Source organism: Thermococcus kodakarensis KOD1 (assembly GCF_000009965.1).
GTDB classification, from domain to species: Archaea; Methanobacteriota_B; Thermococci; order Thermococcales; family Thermococcaceae; genus Thermococcus; species Thermococcus kodakarensis.
Genome location: NC_006624.1, coordinates 1,254,219 through 1,272,112 on the forward strand (window position 1 = coordinate 1,254,219; position 17,894 = coordinate 1,272,112).

The following is a 17,894-nucleotide window of genomic DNA, read 5'->3' on the forward strand; positions in this document are numbered from 1 at the left end:
CCAAATTCTGGAGGGGTGTGCTGAAATGAGAAGGGAAGTAATACTCCTCACCGGACCACCGCTCAACGGCAGGGATGAGTACATAGGTGAAGCCCTCGAAAGGGCAAACGGAGAGAGCTACGCCTACTACCACGTCTTTGACTACATTCGCGAGGTGGGAAAGGAACGCGGGGTTAGGATTACCCGGAAGAACGTTCTTGACTTTGCGATAAGCCACCCAGACATGATGAACGAGATAAGGGACGAGGCCTTTGAGAGGATAAGAAAGGAAATTGACGAGAGCGATAAGAGAGTTCACCTCGTATCAACTCCAAGTCTCTTCCGCTGGGGAAGTGGAAGTGTCATCGGATTCACGCTGAGCAATCTGAAGCTTCTAGGACCCGATAGGGTCATCATAATCCTCGATGACGTCCTTTCTGTCAGGAGAAGAATAATAAACGACCCAGAGTGGTTCGAACGCTTCGGTGAAAACCCCGAGAACATCAAGCTGACCACGTTGGTTATGTGGCGTGAGGACGCGATAAACCACGTCAAGACCCTCGTCCACGAGCTGAAAAAGGAGGGAATAAACGTCCGCTACGTCCTTCAGTTCGGTATAAGACACCCCCACGAAGTCTTTCTCGACCTAATATTCCGGGAGAACGAAAAGCCTCTTGTTTACCTAAGCTATCCGATGACGGGTCACGAAGAGGAGTACTACCACCGCGTCAGGGGATTCTACGAGAAGCTCAGCGAGCACTTCACGGTTCTTGATCCTGGAGCGCTGGACGACTGGTGGGTAGTTGCCGAATACGACAACCAGGTCAACCAGAACCCGAACATCAAGAGGATTAAAATCAAACACCTCCTCGATGGTGACGTTGTTGAGGAGCTTGAGAGGGAGGATATAGAGCAGGCGACTGACATACTCAGGAGACAGCTCGTCGAGAGGGACTTCAACCTCGTTGATGTGAGTAAGGCGATAGCGGTTTATCACTACGCCGAGGGCGTTTCGGCTGGTGTTATCAGCGAGATGGCAGAGGCTTATAGGACTTTAGCAGCGATATACCTTTACTACCCGTTCAAGAGGAGACCCAGCCCGTTCATGGAGTTCTACGGCATGCAGAACCCCTCGAGGAGAACGATGTTCAAGGACGAGGACGAGATGATAAGGGCGATGGTGGAAGAAAAGGAGTACTGGACGAAGGCTTAAACTTCTGTTTCGTTTTTATTTAGTTTTTTGAATAGCGGCAAGTTGGTTTTTTAATCTTAGAGAACCATCAGAACGTCAGAAAAGTAAGGACAAGAGAAAAGGGAGAAGAAATCACTTCTTCACCCATCCGCGGTGCTTCATTGCCTCGTAGACCCTGCTGACGGCAACGACGTAGGCAGCGTCCCTCATGTGGATGTTCTTCTCCTTGTGGGTGTTGAAGACGTCCCAGAATGCCTTGGTCATCTTGTCGTCGAGCCTCTTCCTGGTCTCCTCGACCGTCCAGTAGAAGCCGTTTATGTTCTGGACCCACTCGAAGTAGCTGACGGTGACACCACCGGCGTTACAGAGGAAGTCCGGGATCTGGAGGATGCCCTTCTCGTGGAGTATCTCGTCGGCCTCCGGGGTGACCGGACCGTTGGCTACCTCGGCGACGATCTTGGCCTTGACGTTGTCGGCGTTCTCTTTGGTTATGACGCCCTCGATGGCGCTCGGGGCAAGGATGTCGACTTCAAGCTCGAGGAGCTCCTCGTTGGTGATGTTCTGGGTTCCGGGCATGTCCTTGACTGAGCCGTGCTCCTTCTTCCACTTGAGTACCTCGTCAGCCGGCGGGAGCCCGTCCGGGTTGTAGATGCCGCCCTTGCTGTCGCTGACGGCAACGACCTTCATACCGAACTCCTCACTCATTATCTTGTGGAGGTAGTAGCCGGCGTTACCGTAGCCCTGGATGGCTATGGTCTTGCCCTTGAGGTCGTCCCAGCCGAGGGCCTTAGCGGCTTCCCTGATAGTGAAGGCAGCACCGCGAGCGGTGGCGTCCATTCTGGCGACGATACCGCCAACTCCCGGCGGCTTTCCGGTGATGACACCGAAGGCCGGGCCCTTTCTCCTCATTATGGTCTCGTACTCGTCCATCATCCAGGCCATGATCTTCGGGTTGGTGTAAACGTCAGGGGCCGGGATGTCTGTCCACGGGCCGATGACGTCGTAGACGGCCCTTATGTAGCTCCTAGCGAGCCTCTCCTGCTCCCTCTCGGAGAGCTTCTTCGGGTCAACGATGATGCCACCCTTACCTCCACCGTAGGGGAGGTCAACGACGGCAACCTTCCAGGTCATCCAGGTGGCAAGGGCCTTAACGGTGCTGAGGGTCTCGGCCGGGTGCCACCTTATACCACCCTTGGTCGGACCGCGGGCCCAGTTGTGCTGGACACGGAAACCGGTGAAAACCTTGACAGAACCGTCGTCCATCTCGACGGGAACGCTAACCTCAACAATCCTCATGGGCCTCTTGAGCCACTCAAGGGCCTCTTCGCTTATGTCCATGAACTGGGCAGCCCTCTCAAGCTGCTGGACGGCCATCTCAAACGGGTCAATCTCGACCATTCATACCACCTCATTTCGGTAATCTGCGAGGTTAACTTAGGCGTTTGCATATATAAACCTTTCGATAAACAGGCTGGAAAACAGTCTGTTTTGAACAAAAAGTTAAATAGTGAAATTTCCAAAAGAACAAAGGCCAATTCTCGGAGATTTCGCCAAAAGGAGCGATGTACATCGAGGAATTTTTATACACCAAAGGACTTTTACGTTCATCAAAGTTCATAAAAATGATGAAATGCCCTCAGCGAGAAGTCGGTCATCATCTCTCAGCTCACTCTCTTTCCAATCATCGGGCAACGGGCCATAGGGAGGCCGTGTTTAAAATTATTTTCCACTCATCTCAAAATTGCCGGGATGTCTAAAATCACCTAACGAGCCAAGATAGATTTGAAAAAGTGACAAAAATTGGATATTGATTATTTTATGCCCAAGTAAATCGTCTTTTGTCGAAAACTACCGTTCAAAAGCTTTTTATACCACGACCGAATATATACAGAGTGCCCGTACTGTGGGCACTTCAGCCCGATTAAATACCAACGGAATCGGAGGTGGGATATAATGGAAGCCCAAAGGGATCAATGGGCGACCAAGCTCGGTTTGATTTTAGCAATGGCTGGAAACGCAGTCGGTCTCGGTAACTTCGTAAGGTTCCCGACTCAGGTTGCCCAGAACGGTGGCGGCGCCTTCATGGTGCCGTACTTCATAGCGCTGTTCTTCCTCGGTATTCCAGTGATGTGGGTTGAGTGGGTTGCCGGTCGCTACGGTGGCAAGTATGGCCACGGTACCCTCGGCCCGACGTACTACCTCATGGCGAGGGAGAGCCTCAAGCCCAGGAGCGCGTTCTGGTTCGGTGTGATATCCGGAATGCTGGCGTTCTCGCTGACAGTGCTCCTCAACAGCTACTACCTGCACCTGATCGGATGGTCGGCCGCTTACACATACTTCAGCGCGGCGGGTTCCTACTTCGGACAGCCCACAGGAGAGTTCTTCAGCAACTACCTAAGCAACCACGGCCAGGTCATGCTCTTCTGGGGCATAACAGTAATCCTGCTCGCAATCGCAGTTGGCCAGGGTGTCAGCAAGGGTATCGAGCGCTGGGTCAAGGTTATGATGCCACTCCTGTACGTCTTCGCAATCCTAATGATAATATACATATTCACCCTCGGCTCCCCAGTTGACCCGAACTGGAGCACCATAGATGGCTTCCGCTTCATCTGGACTCCGAACTGGAGCTACCTCGGCGACCACCTCTGGCAGGTAATGCTGGCCGCGACTGGACAGATATTCTTCACGCTGTCCCTCGGTATGAGTATCATCCAGAACTACGCAAGCTACCTCGGCCCGAAGGACGACGTCGCCCTCTCTGGTATAGCAACAGTTTCACTCAACGAGTTCGCCGAGGTTGTTCTCGGTGGTTCAATAGCCATACCGCTCGCAACTGCCTACGCTCCGAAGATAGTTCCGCCCGATGTCCTCCAGCAGGGCAAGACCGCAGCACTCGAATGGATAGGACAGAAGTTCGGCCTTGGCTTCTCCTACACCAGCCTCCCGAACGTCTTCGTCAGCATGGGCGACATCGGAAGGCTCTTCGGCGCCCTCTGGTTCCTCCTGCTGTGGTTCGCGGGCTTCACATCAGCCATAGCTATGTACAACTACCTCGTCGCAATGCTTGAAGAGGACATGCACATCAAGAGGTCAGTGGGCACCTGGGTGATATTCCTCGTGTACCTCATAGCGGGTCTCCCCGTCATCTACATCGACGGCTACATGGACCAGGTCGACGCGTGGGTAAGCTTCCAGTTAACCCTGCTGGCGTTCTTTGACATAATCATTGCAGTGTACCTCTTCAAGCCAGACAACTTCTGGAGGGAGCTTCACGAGGGAGCCTGGATCAAGGTTCCAGAGTTCTACAAGTGGGTCACCCTCTACATCGCACCGCTACTGCTCCTGATACCTATGATCGGCTACTTCAAGCCGCTGGTTCAGACGACCCTTGAGTGGCCGGCTAGACTGGCAATAATCCTCATGTGGATCCTCGGTGCCATCGAGAGCTACTACGCAATCAAGAAGAAGTACAAAGAGGAACTCGACAAGAACGAGGTAATCATCAAGGTCTGAGGTGATGACAATGGAGAGCTGGGTAATCTACATGTTGATAGCATGGGCAGTAATTCTCGGCATGGTGTACTGGAGCGTTAGCAAGCTCCTGAGCGCCGAGAAGGAAGCAAAGGGGTAAGGTATTAAATCCCTTCTTTCCCTTTTTGATTTGGGGGTGTTCTCGTGAAAAGCAGGGATATTCTTCTGGAGACAGCCGAGGTTCTTGAGTCCACACTCGATAAAATCGACAGGCTCAAGGTGCTCTCGGAGAAAGAGAAGGAGGCCGTTAAAACCAAACTAAAAAACGCTGCGGCGAATTTCAAAAAGCTGGCCGAGGAAGCTGAGAAGGACAACGAGGAACTGGCTGAGTTCTTCCTGAAGAAGGCGAAGGAGCTGAAGCTGGCGAGCGTTGATAAGAAAATCGAGGAGATGGGGAAGAAAGAATATCTAAAACTGGTTAACAGGATTGAACTCTACTCCCGTTCAGCTGAGTACGACTTCAAGCCAGAAAAGCTCGCCGAGCTGAAAAGAGTCTATCGTAAGTACATCTTCGGAATGACGTCGTTCTTCATACTGACGGGAATCTACTTGAATCAATTCCTGGCGGTGACGGCGCTAATCCTTGCGATACCGATAATACTCTCGATGCTGTCCCTCCAGAGGAGGGGCTACCTCGGGCTTCTGCTGGCATATTCAGCCATACCAATACCGCTGATAGTCGGCGCAATGGCGGCAAGCTACGGAATCAGGGCCCTCAACGATCCAGCAAAGATCGCGGAGATAGCGGGACACCTTAACAAGAGCACTACCTTCGCGCAGGGATACCTCGTCGTCCTAACGCTCCTCGCCGCGGTAGAGCTCTACCTCCTGATCAGCGCAGCGGTGGAGCTTTACAGGCACAGGCACGCTTTCCTTTAGTGGAGGGCCTCTTCTCCCCTTTCTCCGGTTCTTATTCTCACGACATCGTATACCGGAAGCACGAATATCTTGCCGTCCCCAGGGATTCCTCTCCTGGCATGCCGCACTATTATCCCAATGACATCGTCAACATCCTTGTCTGGGACAACGATCTCGATCTTCATCTTCGGCAGGAGGTCGTAGGGCGGAATACCACCCTGAACGCCGCGCCCCTGGACGGGATAGGCCGTCAGAGAAACGTAGCCTGCACTCTTCAGCGCCTTCTTGACGGTCTCAAAGTCTTCGGGCCTGAGAACTGCCTCAACCTTCTTCATGATACCACCAGAATAATTTGGAAAAAGTTGCCAAAAAGGTTTCGAAAAGGAAAAGCTCACTCCACTTGAGCTATGAACTTTTTCAATCTCTTGGTAGATATGCCGGTCTTTCTGGCGAGGTCTTCTATGTTGGCGTTCTTCAGGTCTTCGATAGTTTCAACGCCAGCCCTCTTGAGCTTTTGGAAGGTCTTCGGACCGATGCCCTTTATGGACAGCAAGTCTGAAGGCCCTTTTGAAGGAGCTTTCTTACTTACTTTTCGGGGTAGCCTTTTTGACTTTGAGGACTTTCTCTTCCCCCTCTTTGAGGCTTCGACGGCCTTTTTCTTAACTTCCCTGGTCTCTTCCTTTACCGGCTTGACCTTCTTCACGGCCAGTGCAAGGGAAGTTGCCTTCTCCGTGAGAACCTTGGGCTTTTCCTCAGTTTCCTCCTTCTCTGGCGGAACTTCTGGAGGTTCAACGTACTCCTCAAGCTCCGGCGGGTTTTCGCTGACGTAGGGCCCGACAACGACGGGCCTGAACGGGTTGTCACGCTCCTCAAGCTCTTCGAGGAGCTTAACGTCGAACTCGCCGATCTTGACGTACCTCACCAGTTCGTTGGCAAGCCTGTGGAAGTCTCTGCTGTGAATGAGAACCCTCCTCTTGGCGTACTCCTTTGCCTGTCCAGTCGTTATTAGGAACTGCCAGTCGCTTGCCTCCAGTATCAAAAGCTCCCTCGCCAGCTGCTCTATCACCCTGTTCGTGAGCTCATCCCTTCCGCGGAAGCGGCTCACTATAGCCACCATCCTGTCCTCCGCGCGGTAGATGTGCGGCCATGTCCACTCAGTCTCCTCGTTCCACCAAGTTGAGTGGTCGGAGTTGGCTCCCCATGAACCTTCTGGAAGCTCTATCTCGTGCTTTTCTCCTGAGTACTCCTCAAGGAACCTTGAGAGCGTCGGTGTCTCAACTCCCCTCTGATAGAGGAGCTCTAAAACCCTACCAAGCCATTTAACACCCTCGAACCACCAGTGGCCGAAGAGCTCGGTGTCGTAGGGAGCTACTATGATGCCCTTCTCGCCGAACTTCTCCTCGTGCTCTCTCAGGAGTCTCTCAACTAGCGAGACGAAGTGCCTGGCGTGCTCTTCCACGCGCTCCATCGCCTTGTCCGGGTCGTAGAACTCCTTCTCCCCAAGGCCGACTTCCTTGCTCGTTATCCTCCAGTACTGCCCGCCGCTCTTCGGGGCCTTTTTGTGGAACTCCCTGTACCAGAAGTCGCCAGGATAGCCGTAGTGGGCACTCCAGACCTGGTGGCCAGTCTCTCTGTTGCGGGCGAATACAGCGACGTTTGAGCCCTTTATCCAGTAGGGCCTCAAGGTGGTCTTCTCTGTATCGGCGATGAGAACCTCCCCATAGACATTGCTCGCCGGACCCTCATCGATGAGCCTGCTCTCCACGAAGAAGTACCTCAGCCCGAACTCCTCAAGGAACTTTTCTATACCCTGTCTCTTTACTTTCCTCCCGCCGGGAAGCTCCCACTCACCGGCAGGTCTGTAGGCACATTCAGGAAGCCATATCCCCTTCGGCTTCATTCCAAAGTGCTTCTCATAGGTTGCAACACCGTTGGCTATCTGGGCCCTTATCGCCTCGTCCCTTCCGAGGAGCGGGAGGTAGCCGTGGGTCGCGGCTGAGGTAATAACCTCGACGTAGCCCTGATCCTGGAGCTCCCTGAGCTTGCCTATTATATCTCCGTTTATGGCCTTCCAGTAGTCGTAAACCTTCCGGAAGTAGTTGAGCATGTATGAAACCGCTTTTTCGTCGTACTTCCCGGACTTCAGGTCTTCCTCCATTGCCTTCAGCTTTCTTTCCATGTACTCCTCAAACGCCTTCTTCATGTACTCGTCGGTTAGCTGTTCTGCCAGCACTGGCGTAACGTTTATCACTATGCCGAACTTTACTCCCGAGTCCCTGAGCCTCTCAAACTCCATGAGCAGGGGGATGTATGTTTCGCTTATTGCCTCAAAGACCCACTCCTCCCCGAAAGGCCACTTTCCGTGCTTCCTAACGTAGGGGATGTGAGTGTGAAGGACAAAAGTCAGGTAACCCTTCATAGTATCACCTGGAGTGGTTACACAGCTGAATATTTAACGTTAGCGTGTCCTCAGTTGGGCCTCGGCAAAAAGATGTACATCAACAACGTTGGGGAAAAGTTAATTTAACATCACTCGCTAAACATTAAAAGGTGAGCCCGATGGAGTCCTTAAAAAAGGAAGCCGGTTCGGGCATTCTGATGGGCATCGTTGGAGTGCTCCTGCTGGGGGCAATAATAAAGACCCTCGCAATGCCCGTCAGCGCTGCCCTAAAGCTTGGGGGAGTTATCTTCGACATAGGCGTTGCTGGGCTGGCATGGGTATTTCTTGACGAAGCCATTGAAAGTTCTGAATCCGACATATACCGGGCCATTCTGGCAATAGCCGCCGCTATCCTTGTGGCATTTGCGTGGTAATTCTCCGAGAGATAAGTCCTTATAAACTTCTTTCCTCAACTTTTCCCGGGTGAGAGAATGAAGGAAGAGATGAGCAGCGTTGACATACGCTATATCGTGCGCGAACTTCAGTGGCTGGTCGGTTCTCGCGTTGACAAGGTTTACCACGACGGCGACGAGGTGAGGTTCAAGCTGAGGACGAAGGAGGGGAGAGCAGACCTCATCCTGGAGGCGGGAAAGAGATTTCACCTCACGAGCTACATAAAAGAGGCCCCGAAACAGCCATCGAGCTTCACGATGCTCCTGAGGAAGCACCTTGGAGGAGGCTTCATAGACGCCATAGAGCAGCACCAGTTCGACAGGATAGTTAAGATCAGAATAGGAAACTACACACTCATCGGTGAGCTCTTCAGGAGGGGCAACATAATCCTCGTGGATTCCGAAAACAAAATAGTCGCCGCGCTCCGCTACGAGGAGTACAAGGACAGGGCGATAAAGCCGAAGGCGGAGTACAAGTTCCCTCCTGCCAGAGAGAACCCCCTTGAGGTCTCCTTTGAGAGGTTCCTCGATCTGATGAGGGAAGAGCCTGAGCTTGAGCTCGTCAGGGCTTTGGCGAGGAAGCTCAACATGGGCGGGATGTATGCGGAGGAGATTTCCCTGAGGGCGGGCTTCGAGAAGACGACGCCGGTCAAGGAGCTGAGCGACGAAGACCTGAAGAGGGTCTATGACGAGATGATAAGAACCTTCAACGACGAGCCCAAGCCGAACATCGTCTTCAAGGACGGGGTTATGCACGACGTCGTCCCGATAGAGCTGAAAATCTACGAGGGGTTTGAGAAGCGCTACTTCCCCACCTTCAGCGAGGCTCTGGATGAGTACTTCGGGAAGATAACGCTCGAGAAGGCCAAAATAGAGCAGACCAAAAAGCTCGAAGAGAAGAAGAGGGGGCTGATGGCCACCCTCAGGAAGCAGGAGGAAATGCTCAAGGGCTTTGAAAAGGCCATGAGAGAGAACCAGGAGATAGGCGATTTAATCTACGCCAACTACACCCTAATCGAGCGCCTTCTGGAAGAGTTCAGGAAGGCCACCGAAACCCTCGGCTGGGACGAATTCAGGCGGCGGATAGATGAGGGCAAGAAAACGGGAAACAAGGTCGCGCTCATGGTTAAAGGCATAGACCCAAAGGAGAAGGCCGTAACGATAGAGCTCGACGGCAAGAAGGTAAAGCTCTACCTTGAGAAGAGCCTGGGCGAGAACGCTGAAATCTACTACGAGAAGGCCAAGAAGTTCAGGCACAAGTATGAAGGAGCCTTAAAGGCCTACGAGGACACGAAGAGGAAGCTGGAGGAGATTGAGAAGCTCATCGAGGAAGAGCAGAAGAAGGAACTGAACGTGAAGAAGCTAGAGAGGAGAAAGAGGAAGTGGTTCGAGAAGTTCCGCTGGTTCGTCTCGAGCGAGGGCTTTCTGGTTCTGGCTGGAAAGGACGCGAGCACCAACGAGGTTCTCGTCAAGAAACATATGGAGGATAACGACCTCTACTGCCACGCGGACGTTTACGGCGCTCCGCACGTCGTCATAAAGGACGGACAGAAAGCCGGGGAGAAGACCATATTCGAGGCCTGCCAGTTTGCCGTTTCCATGAGCAGGGCCTGGAGCCAGGGCCTCTATTCAGCGGATGCCTACTGGGCCTACCCCAACCAGGTAACGAAGCAGGCCCCGAGCGGCGAGTACCTCGGCAAGGGCGCCTTCATGGTCTACGGAAAGAGGAACTGGATGCACGGCCTTCCGCTCAAGCTAGCTGTGGGTGTGATAAACTATGATGGCGAAGAATACGTAGTCTGCGCGCCGGTTGAAGCGATTAAGGCCCACACCGACAAATACATTGTCATAAGGCCCGGCTCAATGAAGAAGGGAGAGCTAGTGAAGAAGCTCCGCGGAATCCTCAAGAAGTGGGGCTATGAGGTAAGGGAAGAAGACCTGAACGCCATCCTCCCGCCGGGAGGGGGAGAGATAGTGGAAGTGGTGGGTTAGACGAGCTCCTTCCCGGTTCCCGTCATGACGAGTTTGCCGTGCTTCACTCCCTTGAGGCTCAGGAGCCTGTCCGCGATTTCTTTTATCCTCTTGGCCTTCCCCTTGACTATAACAACCTCAAGGCAGTTGTGTTCGTCCATATGGACGTGAATGCTTGAGATTATCTCGTTGAGATAGTCATGCTGGAGATCGAGGAGCTCCTTAACAACGTCAGCTTCATCATGGTTGTAGAGCATCGTTATCGTTCCGGCCACCTCTTTATCGCCCGCTTCCCATTCGTGCCGCACTATGAAGTCCCTCATGAGGTCCCTTATCGCCTCGCTCCTGTTAACGTAGCCCTTCTCCGCTATTATCTGATCGAACTTCTCAAGGAGTTCTTCAGGCACGGACACACCAAATCTTATGATCTTCATGCCACCACCTTTACGGTGTTCTCGCAGAAGTTAAAAAGGTGTTCGAAGAATAGTTCCGCCGGGGGTAGGAATGGGAGTCGAAGAGCTCTATCAGATAGCCAAGGGAGAATTCGCGGAGGACTTAATCTTCGAGTTGGATGGGAACCCAATCACTGTCTCCATAAAGGGCCTGCTCCTGGCGAGAGTTAAATCAAGCACGTACAACTTTTCGTTCTTCGAGGTAACCGAGACCGAGAGCGTTCTCGCCGTTCAAATGAAGGACTTCGTTGTTTACATCGCCTTTGAAACGGACGAAGAACTCAGTGACGAAGAGTTCGCGGAAATAGGAAAGGCCCTCCTGGAGTATCTAACCCCAAAGATAGCACTGCTGACAACGAAGGCGGAGAAGTTCTACGGTGGGAAGGCCGATATCCTGCTCGATGATGGCATGAGTTCTGACTTGAGGGAGTTTATGTACTCCCTCCTCCTAAAGCACAGGAAGGGTGAGAGTCCATACGAACAGACCGAGGTCGCTTAGGGTGGTGGAAATGAGCAGGCTTTCAAAAATCGCTGGGATTATACTAGCCGTTTTGGTGGTTCTAAGTGCCGTTTGGTACTTAAAATATTACAGAATAGAACCCGTGCCAAAACCCCCACTTTGGGGCCTCTCCGACCCCCCAGTTCTTGAGAACTTAACGTGGGTTGCAGAGGGAAACGTTGAGATAGCAAACACGACCATGTCATTGGCCTCTAGAGTTTACGGAGATTCATTGAAGCAGTTGAAACTCCTGGGGTACTCAATAAACTCCGGAAACTGGAGCAGTACCACCTGCCAGTGGAGCCTTTGGACAAGAGGGGAAAGAGCTTACTACCTGGCATACAACGGCACCAGATTTCTCTCCATCAGGGGTGGGCCAAACGATGTCATCAACGCCACTGAAAGGCAGTGGCTCTGTGGCAGACCATTGGATTCGAGCCCGATAAATGCCCCAACTCCAGAGACGATACTTCTAAGGCAAGCGATGTACGTGGCAAACAGGCTTATGGAGAATAACATCTCAGTAGGGGCGGGAACCTGGGCTGGACCGATGCCCGATTGGTACCTATCGAAGATAAACTTCAGGGTTAACGTAGGCGACGGCGTCGACGTGTTGATGCTCCTGTACTCAAGCGAAGACCAAGTAAAATACGCTGAATACATTATGAAAAAGGAGGACAGGGGCCTGCACTTTCTCAGTGGTGATGCCGAGGATTACAGGGTGTTAATAGCTTTGAAAGGCAGGAAAGCCGACGTAAAAGCCGTGGAGACGGCACTCCAAGGTCCGCCAGTTAGATGAAACGCCAAAATTTTAGTCTCGCTTTTGTCTTTTTCTGTCATTTTTACCAATACGCGAGCAAAAGACATATAAAGCTCGAACTCTTCAGAGCTTCGATGCCCAATGACAGCCAGGAGTGATTGTTTTTGGTGTTAGGAGTTTGCCCCTTCTCAAGATGGTTAGCCTGAAAACTGACGGGCGGGATCGTTTTTGGAGTGATTAGGGGGGCCTGCTTTTGGCCTCTGCTGTGAAGGTACCAAAACTTCTAGCTTAGCATTAACGTTCTTCGTCTTCACAGCTTTCACGCTCATTATTCCCTCGTTTTTGGGATTTGTTCTTTCCAAAGCGGAGTTTAGCTCAAAAACTCTGGAGGCGTTAGAATGAAAGCCGTTCTGCCCGATTCGAAGATACCAAAGAGGTGGTACAACATCCTGCCCGACCTCCCTGAACCGCTGGCGCCACCGCTCGACCCCGAGACAGACGAGCCTATGGAGCCGGAGAAGCTCCTAAGGATTTTCGCGGAGGAGCTGGTGAAACAGGAAATGAGCACGGATAGGTACATTGAAATCCCGAAAGAAGTCAGAGAGATCTACTCCAAAATAGGCCGCCCAACCCCTCTCTTCCGCGCCACAAACCTTGAGAGAGCCCTCGGCACTCCAGCGAGGATATACTTCAAGTATGAGGGGGCAACGGTAACGGGAAGCCACAAGATAAACACCGCCCTAGCTCAGGCTTACTACGCCAAGAGGCAGGGAATAGAAAGGCTCGTAACCGAGACTGGAGCAGGCCAGTGGGGAACTGCCCTAAGCCTCGCCGGGGCACTTCTTGGTCTCAATGTAAGGGTGTACATGGCGAGGGCGAGCTACCAGCAGAAGCCCTACAGGAAGACCATAATGCGCTTGTATGGTGCTGAAATCTATCCGAGTCCAAGCGATAGAACAGAGATAGGCAGAAAGTTCCTGGCCGAGGATCCAAACCACCCCGGAGGTCTCGGTATAGCGATAAGCGAGGCCATCGAAGACGTTTTAAGGGACGAAAAGGCCCGCTACGCCCTGGGAAGCGTCCTCAACCACGTCCTCATGCACCAGACCGTCATAGGTCTTGAGGCCCAGGAGCAGATGAAGGAGTTCGAAGAGCCCGACGTTATAATCGGCTGTGTAGGCGGAGGAAGCAACTTCGCAGGCTTGGCTTATCCGTTCGTCAGAGACGTTCTGAAAGGAGAGGCTGAATATGAGTTCATAGCGGTTGAGCCTAAGGCCGCTCCCTCGATGACGAGGGGAGTTTACAAGTACGACTACGGTGATTCCGGAGGATACACGCCGAAAATGAAGATGCACACCCTCGGCCACACATACTACGTCCCGCCGATTCACGCTGGCGGCCTGCGCTATCACGGACTTGCTCCGACTCTCAGCGTCCTGATAAACCACGGGATAGTTAAGCCCGTTGCCTACCACCAGAACGAGGTCTTCCAGGCGGCTCACCTCTTCGCGAAGACTGAGGGGATAGTTCCAGCTCCAGAGAGCGCCCACGCCATCAAAGGGGCCATAGACCGCGCCCTGGAGGCAAAGCGGGAAGGACGTGAAGAGGTCATACTCTTCAACCTCAGCGGGCACGGCTTCCTCGACCTTAAGGGCTACGAGGACTATCTGGATGGAAAGCTTGAGGACTACGAGCCGGAGCACTTCCCGGCCCTGGATAACTACTGATTTAGCTCCTTCCTTTTTTCCTTTACAGAGCCATTAGAAAAAAGAAGGGGCTACTTCAGATAGCCGAGCTTATAAGCCAGCTCGGCGTTGAGAACCGAACCTCCAGCGGCACCCCTGACGAGGTTGTGGCCCGTTACCACGTACTTGAAGCTCCCGCTGCTCCCCTCAAGCCTCCCGACCGTAACGGTTAGGCCCCTTCCCCTGTCCCTGTGGAGCCGCGGCTGGGGAACATCGGAGTAGACGAGGGGCCTCTCGTAGCTTGGAAGGCCGAGCTCTCCAAGCGGGTCGAAGGATTCGAAGGCCTCCCTGACCTCCTCTAGGCTTCCCTCTTCAAGCTTGACAAAGACAGCCTCAGTGTGCCCGTGTAGCACTGGAACGCGGGTAGCCATTGCGCTTATTCTGAATTCGGCGGGCTTTACCTCCACTCCGTCGAGCTCGCCGAGGATCTTCCTGCTCTCGTTTTCGATCTTCCACTCCTCCCCTGGGATGGAGGGAATCACGTTGTCCTGGATTGCCAGGGCAGAGAGGCCAGAATAACCTGCCCCGCTTATTGCCTGCATCGTCGCCACTTTGACCTCCCTGATTCCGAAACCGCGGAGCGCCGCGAGCGAGACCGTGAGTATGGCCGTCGAGCAGTTCGGGTTCGTCACTATGAAGCCTTCCCAGCCCCTCCTCTCCCTCTGAACCTCTATCAGCTCAAGGTGCTCCAGATTTACCTCGGGAACTAATATGGGCACGTCAGGATCGTAGCGGTGGCTCCTCGCGTTGGTGAACACAGGAAGGCTTTGAGCTAGCTCCCCCTCCACCTCCCTTGAGATCGATGCTGGGAGGGCGTTGAAGACAATGTCAACGTCCGGGTCTCTGAGAAATTCAGGGAGGGAAGTCACCTCCACATCTCTGAACTCCTCTGGCGAATCATCGACCAGCTCTCCGTACTTCCTTCCGGCACTCCTCTCAGAGGCAACCAGTTTCTCAACTCTGAACCAGGGATGGCCAGCAAGAAGCCTCACGAAAGTTCTCCCGACCATTCCCGTGGCACCGAGAACGGCAACCCTCATTTCGACACCTCCAAAGCTTAAAGCCAAAACGCACCAACCCCTGCGCGGGTAATGTAAACCTCGGCATCGACGCCGATCTCCAGAAAGGCCTCGGCAATCGCTTTCCCAATGGCGTGAAGATCTTCACCCAGCGCGAAGATAGCGGGCCCCGAGCCAGACACAAAGGCCCCGTAGGCACCTGCATCAAGGGCGGCTTTCCAGACCCTTGCGAACCACGGCATTAGCCTCAGCCTGTAGGGAAGGGCTATCCTGTCTTCAAGAAGCCTCCCCACGGTTTGGACGTCTCCGCTCGTTAAGGCCTTAACCAGGGCCCCTGCGAGTGCCACATTTCTTACCGCGTCGCCCATCGGAACCCTCTCGGGCAGAATCCTTCTGGCTTCTCTAGTTGGAACCTCAATCTGAGGCAGAACAACCACCAGCGGAAAATCAACTGGTATTCTATGAACCCTCAAGGGGTTAAGGGACTCGATTATCGTGAAGTCTCCATAGTAAGCCGGAACCACGTTGTCCCCGTGAGCACTTCCCGAGGCAGCTTCCTCTCCCGCGAGTGCCGCCTTTATTATCAGCCCATCATCCTCGATGCCCAGAACCCTTGCCGCCGCCAACGCTCCTGCTAGGGATGATGCCCCCGAACTACCGAGCCCGCTCCTTGGCCTTATCTCCTTTCTGAGCTTCATCCGTAGGTAAAGTTCCTCACCGACAAGCGTAGCGAGGGCCCTTGCCGCAACGACCGCCACGTTCCTCCCGTCGGTAGGGACGTCGTAACCCTCCACCTCAATCTCCCATTCGTCAGATTCCACGAACTTGAGCTCATCGTAGGGTTCCCCTATCCCTACGCCGAAGACGTCGAAACCCGGCCCGAAGTTCGCTATTGTCGCTGGAACCCTGATTCGCATATCCCCCACCCCACGGAACGGAAGACCTCTAAACGTTGCCAGCACTGACTCCCCCGCGGATAATGGACAGAGCCCTCGGCGGGCTTATTCTGTCCGCTATCAGCCGAAGATGTATGAGATTGAGGGTACTCCCTAGGCGGGCACTCGGGACGGTCAGCCTGACCAGGGGAATACCCAGTTCAGAACCGTTTTCTCCATCAAAGCCTGGAACTTCCGCAACTCCGACAGCGGTTATAACCGCCTCCTCGCCGGCTACCCTGTGGACCAGGATCGGCAGGCTGGACGACTCGTAGCCCGCTATTGTTCCGATACTCCAGTCCCTCGTTCTGCCGAAGATTATGGGGATACCCCTCACGACATCAATTGCTCCGTGGTGTATCGCCTTCATCCCGGCCTTTGATGCCACGTAGAGCTCGTCGTAGGACACGAAGGGAATAAGCCTTGCTGAGACGACTCTTCTTGGATCCGCCGTGTAAATGCCGTCGACGCCGCTCATTATCAGGACGGCCCTCGCTTTCAATCCTTTACCGAGAACCGCGGCGGTGTAGTCGCTCCCCTCCCTTCCGAGGGTCGTTCTGAGGCCGTTGTAAGAGCCGACGAAGCCTGGAACGACGGCAACCCTACCCCTCTCCAACGCCTCCTCCACGACCTTGAGGTTTCTGGAGGTCTTCGCTATGTCAACCCTGGCGTTACCGAAGTTCCCGTCGGTCTCTAGTATTTCCCATGGCTCAAAGAGTTCCACCTGTATGCCCTCCCGCCTCAAAGCCTCAGCAAACGCCAGCCCCGAAAGCCACTCCCCGTAGGAGAGCACGTGGTCCCTGTAGGCCTCAAAGGAGGGGAAATCCTCTCTTGAGAGTTTTTTAAGCTCCCTCAATGGAGCGGCGAGGGTCTCAAAGGGAATCCCGTACTTCTTCGCGAAGTCCCTGTGGACCTTCTCTATCCATTCAAAGCCCTCCCCAGTTCTTGAAAATTTTAATAGGGCGTCGGTAACGCCCTTAATCGCCGAAACCACCAGGGCCACTTCGTTCTCGTCCCAGAGGCGGGAGACGAAGGTAACCGCCTCCCTAAAGTCGTCCCTGACCGAGGTCCCTCCGAACTTGACCACGAGTCTCCCGCCCGAGTAGAGCACTATACCTCCCTCCTGAAGGGTATGGAGGTTTTGCCCTCCCTCGCCAGCTCTCTCCTGACGATCTCGACGCCCTTAACCATGTTCACGAGCTTCTGGTAGGCGATTCTCCTGTCGAGCAGCTTGAGACCACAGTCGGGGTTGATGTAGAGCCTCTCTGGCTCAATGTATTCCATAACCTTGCGGATGGCCTTCGCTACTTCCTCCGGGCTCTCGACGCGCGGGTTGTGGACGTCAACTACTCCAAACCCAAGCTCCTGGTGGGTGAGCTTCTTGAGGTAGTCCAGATCGCGGAAGTTTCTGTTGGCGGCCTCAAGGGCGAACTGGGAAACCTTTATGTCGTCAAAGTAGTCCGCGAGCAAGTAGTAGTTCGAGTAGCAGACGTGAAGCCCGAACTTCACCTTAACGCCCTTTACGGCCCTGTTTATTGCTTCAACTGCTATGGAAACCTCATCCGGGTGGTTGAGCATGGCCGGCTCGTCGATCTGGATGAAGGTTGCCCCCTCCTTCTCCAGAAGCTTGAACTCCTTGTTCAGAATCTTCGCCAGGTCAAAGGCGAGCTCCTCCTTGCTCGAATAGTACTCGTTGAAGCTCCACTCGGCTATCGTGTATGGCCCCGTTATCGGGACTTTGATTATCTCCCTGGTGGTGTTCTCCTTGACCCAGCGGAACTCGTCGAGTACGAGGGGTTCCCGGTACTCGAGTTTCGAGACGGCCGCCGCCTTGTTGAAGTAGGCGTTTCCCCAGACCCTAATTGGTCCGTAGAATTTGAAGCCCGCTATCTTGGCGGTGAAGTATTCCGTCATCTCGCTCCTGCCCATCTCGCCATCCCAGGGGATATCAATCCCCGCCCTCTCGTGCTCCCTGAGGACGGCTACACTCGCATCTCTAACGGCCTCCCTGAAGTCCTCCTCCGGCAGTCTACCGAGCTCTCTAAGGTTGTACATCCTCAGGAGCCATCTCGGTTTGGGATAGCTTCCTATGATACTGGTGGGAAGTATTGGAAGCTCCAT

At 53.7% G+C, this 17,894-nt stretch carries 16 protein-coding genes; 8 read left to right on the forward strand and 8 right to left on the reverse strand.

Features of this window, described 5'->3' with window-relative positions; genetic code table 11:
* The first annotated feature begins 25 nt into the window (after window positions 1–25).
* Window positions 26–1,192, forward strand: coding sequence for a hypothetical protein (locus tag TK_RS07120; RefSeq protein ID WP_011250381.1), 1,167 nt, complete (start codon window positions 26–28; stop codon window positions 1,190–1,192).
* A gap of 111 nt (window positions 1,193–1,303) precedes the next feature.
* Here TK_RS07120 and gdhA read toward each other — a convergent pair whose 3' ends face one another.
* Window positions 1,304–2,569 carry a glutamate dehydrogenase gene (gene gdhA, locus TK_RS07125; RefSeq protein ID WP_011250382.1) on the reverse strand — a complete coding sequence of 422 codons (1,266 nt, stop codon included), beginning with the start codon at window positions 2,567–2,569 and terminating at the stop codon, window positions 1,304–1,306.
* Between the two features lie 555 nt (window positions 2,570–3,124).
* On the opposite strand from gdhA, the gene TK_RS07130 reads away from it, so the two are divergent.
* Complete coding sequence (locus TK_RS07130) at window positions 3,125–4,684, forward strand: sodium-dependent transporter (protein ID WP_011250383.1); 1,560 nt, start codon at window positions 3,125–3,127, stop codon at window positions 4,682–4,684.
* A gap of 162 nt (window positions 4,685–4,846) precedes the next feature.
* Entirely contained in the window at window positions 4,847–5,581 is a 735-nt protein-coding gene (locus TK_RS07135) for a hypothetical protein (protein ID WP_011250385.1), read from the forward strand.
* On the opposite strand, the gene TK_RS07140 is transcribed toward TK_RS07135, so the two are convergent.
* Both TK_RS07140 and TK_RS07145 read right to left on the reverse strand, forming a co-directional pair.
* Window positions 5,578–5,895 (reverse strand): P-II family nitrogen regulator, encoded by a 318-nt coding sequence (locus TK_RS07140; RefSeq protein WP_011250386.1) that lies wholly within the window; start codon window positions 5,893–5,895, stop codon window positions 5,578–5,580. The two genes, TK_RS07135 and TK_RS07140, sit on opposite strands and share 4 nt — an antisense overlap.
* Window positions 5,896–5,951: 56 nt before the next feature.
* Entirely contained in the window at window positions 5,952–7,979 is a 2,028-nt protein-coding gene (locus tag TK_RS07145) for a 1,4-alpha-glucan branching protein (protein ID WP_011250387.1), read from the reverse strand.
* Window positions 7,980–8,119: 140 nt separating this feature from the next.
* Between TK_RS07145 and TK_RS07150 the strand changes: the two genes are divergently transcribed.
* Together TK_RS07150 and rqcH are read left to right on the forward strand one after the other, a co-directional pair.
* Window positions 8,120–8,374, forward strand: a complete 255-nt coding sequence (locus tag TK_RS07150) for a hypothetical protein (RefSeq protein WP_011250388.1) — start codon at window positions 8,120–8,122, stop codon at window positions 8,372–8,374.
* A gap of 57 nt (window positions 8,375–8,431) precedes the next feature.
* The gene (gene rqcH, locus TK_RS07155; protein ID WP_011250389.1) at window positions 8,432–10,384 is read left to right on the forward strand and encodes a ribosome rescue protein RqcH; all 1,953 of its coding nucleotides are present in this window, start codon (window positions 8,432–8,434) and stop codon (window positions 10,382–10,384) included.
* On the opposite strand, the gene nikR is transcribed toward rqcH, so the two are convergent.
* The gene (nikR, locus tag TK_RS07160; protein WP_011250390.1) at window positions 10,381–10,797 is read right to left on the reverse strand and encodes a nickel-responsive transcriptional regulator NikR; all 417 of its coding nucleotides are present in this window, start codon (window positions 10,795–10,797) and stop codon (window positions 10,381–10,383) included. The two genes, rqcH and nikR, sit on opposite strands and share 4 nt — an antisense overlap.
* A 70-nt stretch (window positions 10,798–10,867) precedes the next feature.
* Between nikR and TK_RS07165 the strand changes: the two genes are divergently transcribed.
* From TK_RS07165 to TK_RS07175, 3 genes are all read left to right on the forward strand, one after another.
* Window positions 10,868–11,314: a hypothetical protein gene (locus TK_RS07165; RefSeq protein ID WP_011250391.1), complete on the forward strand. Its 447-nt coding sequence runs from the start codon at window positions 10,868–10,870 to the stop codon at window positions 11,312–11,314.
* Window positions 11,315–11,318: 4 nt separating this feature from the next.
* Window positions 11,319–12,113 carry a hypothetical protein gene (locus tag TK_RS07170; RefSeq protein ID WP_143598700.1) on the forward strand — a complete coding sequence of 265 codons (795 nt, stop codon included), beginning with the start codon at window positions 11,319–11,321 and terminating at the stop codon, window positions 12,111–12,113.
* Window positions 12,114–12,472: 359 nt separating this feature from the next.
* Entirely contained in the window at window positions 12,473–13,801 is a 1,329-nt protein-coding gene (locus TK_RS07175; RefSeq protein ID WP_011250393.1) for a TrpB-like pyridoxal phosphate-dependent enzyme, read from the forward strand.
* A 50-nt stretch (window positions 13,802–13,851) separates the two neighbouring features.
* On the opposite strand, the gene asd is transcribed toward TK_RS07175, so the two are convergent.
* Genes asd through TK_RS07195 form a run of 4 tightly spaced genes read right to left on the reverse strand, consistent with a single transcriptional unit; the run spans window position 13,852 to window position 17,894 of the window.
* Window positions 13,852–14,859, reverse strand: a complete 1,008-nt coding sequence (gene asd / locus TK_RS07180; RefSeq protein ID WP_011250394.1) for an aspartate-semialdehyde dehydrogenase — start codon at window positions 14,857–14,859, stop codon at window positions 13,852–13,854.
* Between the two features lie 17 nt (window positions 14,860–14,876).
* Window positions 14,877–15,755, reverse strand: a complete 879-nt coding sequence (locus TK_RS07185; RefSeq protein ID WP_011250395.1) for a homoserine kinase — start codon at window positions 15,753–15,755, stop codon at window positions 14,877–14,879.
* 28 nt (window positions 15,756–15,783) lie between these two features.
* On the reverse strand, window positions 15,784–16,884 hold the full coding sequence (locus TK_RS07190; RefSeq protein ID WP_011250396.1) for an aspartate kinase: 1,101 nt from the start codon (window positions 16,882–16,884) through the stop codon (window positions 15,784–15,786).
* Window positions 16,884–17,894, reverse strand: coding sequence for a methionine synthase (locus tag TK_RS07195; protein WP_011250397.1), 1,011 nt, complete (start codon window positions 17,892–17,894; stop codon window positions 16,884–16,886). The genes TK_RS07190 and TK_RS07195 overlap by 1 nt, the downstream gene beginning before the upstream one ends.

Excerpts from the sequence above, each read along its gene's own strand:
- TK_RS07120 (WP_011250381.1), top strand. The coding sequence starts at position 26 with ATGAGAAGGGAAGTAATACTCCTCACCGGACCACCGCTCAACGGCAGG.
- gdhA (WP_011250382.1), bottom strand. The coding sequence starts at position 2,569 with ATGGTCGAGATTGACCCGTTTGAGATGGCCGTCCAGCAGCTTGAGAGG.
- TK_RS07130 (WP_011250383.1), top strand. The coding sequence starts at position 3,125 with ATGGAAGCCCAAAGGGATCAATGGGCGACCAAGCTCGGTTTGATTTTA.
- TK_RS07140 (WP_011250386.1), bottom strand. The coding sequence starts at position 5,895 with ATGAAGAAGGTTGAGGCAGTTCTCAGGCCCGAAGACTTTGAGACCGTC.
- TK_RS07145 (WP_011250387.1), bottom strand. The coding sequence starts at position 7,979 with ATGAAGGGTTACCTGACTTTTGTCCTTCACACTCACATCCCCTACGTT.
- TK_RS07150 (WP_011250388.1), top strand. The coding sequence starts at position 8,120 with ATGGAGTCCTTAAAAAAGGAAGCCGGTTCGGGCATTCTGATGGGCATC.
- rqcH (WP_011250389.1), top strand. The coding sequence starts at position 8,432 with ATGAAGGAAGAGATGAGCAGCGTTGACATACGCTATATCGTGCGCGAA.
- nikR (WP_011250390.1), bottom strand. The coding sequence starts at position 10,797 with ATGAAGATCATAAGATTTGGTGTGTCCGTGCCTGAAGAACTCCTTGAG.
- TK_RS07165 (WP_011250391.1), top strand. The coding sequence starts at position 10,868 with ATGGGAGTCGAAGAGCTCTATCAGATAGCCAAGGGAGAATTCGCGGAG.
- TK_RS07175 (WP_011250393.1), top strand. The coding sequence starts at position 12,473 with ATGAAAGCCGTTCTGCCCGATTCGAAGATACCAAAGAGGTGGTACAAC.
- asd (WP_011250394.1), bottom strand. The coding sequence starts at position 14,859 with ATGAGGGTTGCCGTTCTCGGTGCCACGGGAATGGTCGGGAGAACTTTC.
- TK_RS07185 (WP_011250395.1), bottom strand. The coding sequence starts at position 15,755 with ATGCGAATCAGGGTTCCAGCGACAATAGCGAACTTCGGGCCGGGTTTC.
- TK_RS07195 (WP_011250397.1), bottom strand. The coding sequence starts at position 17,894 with ATGGAGCTTCCAATACTTCCCACCAGTATCATAGGAAGCTATCCCAAA.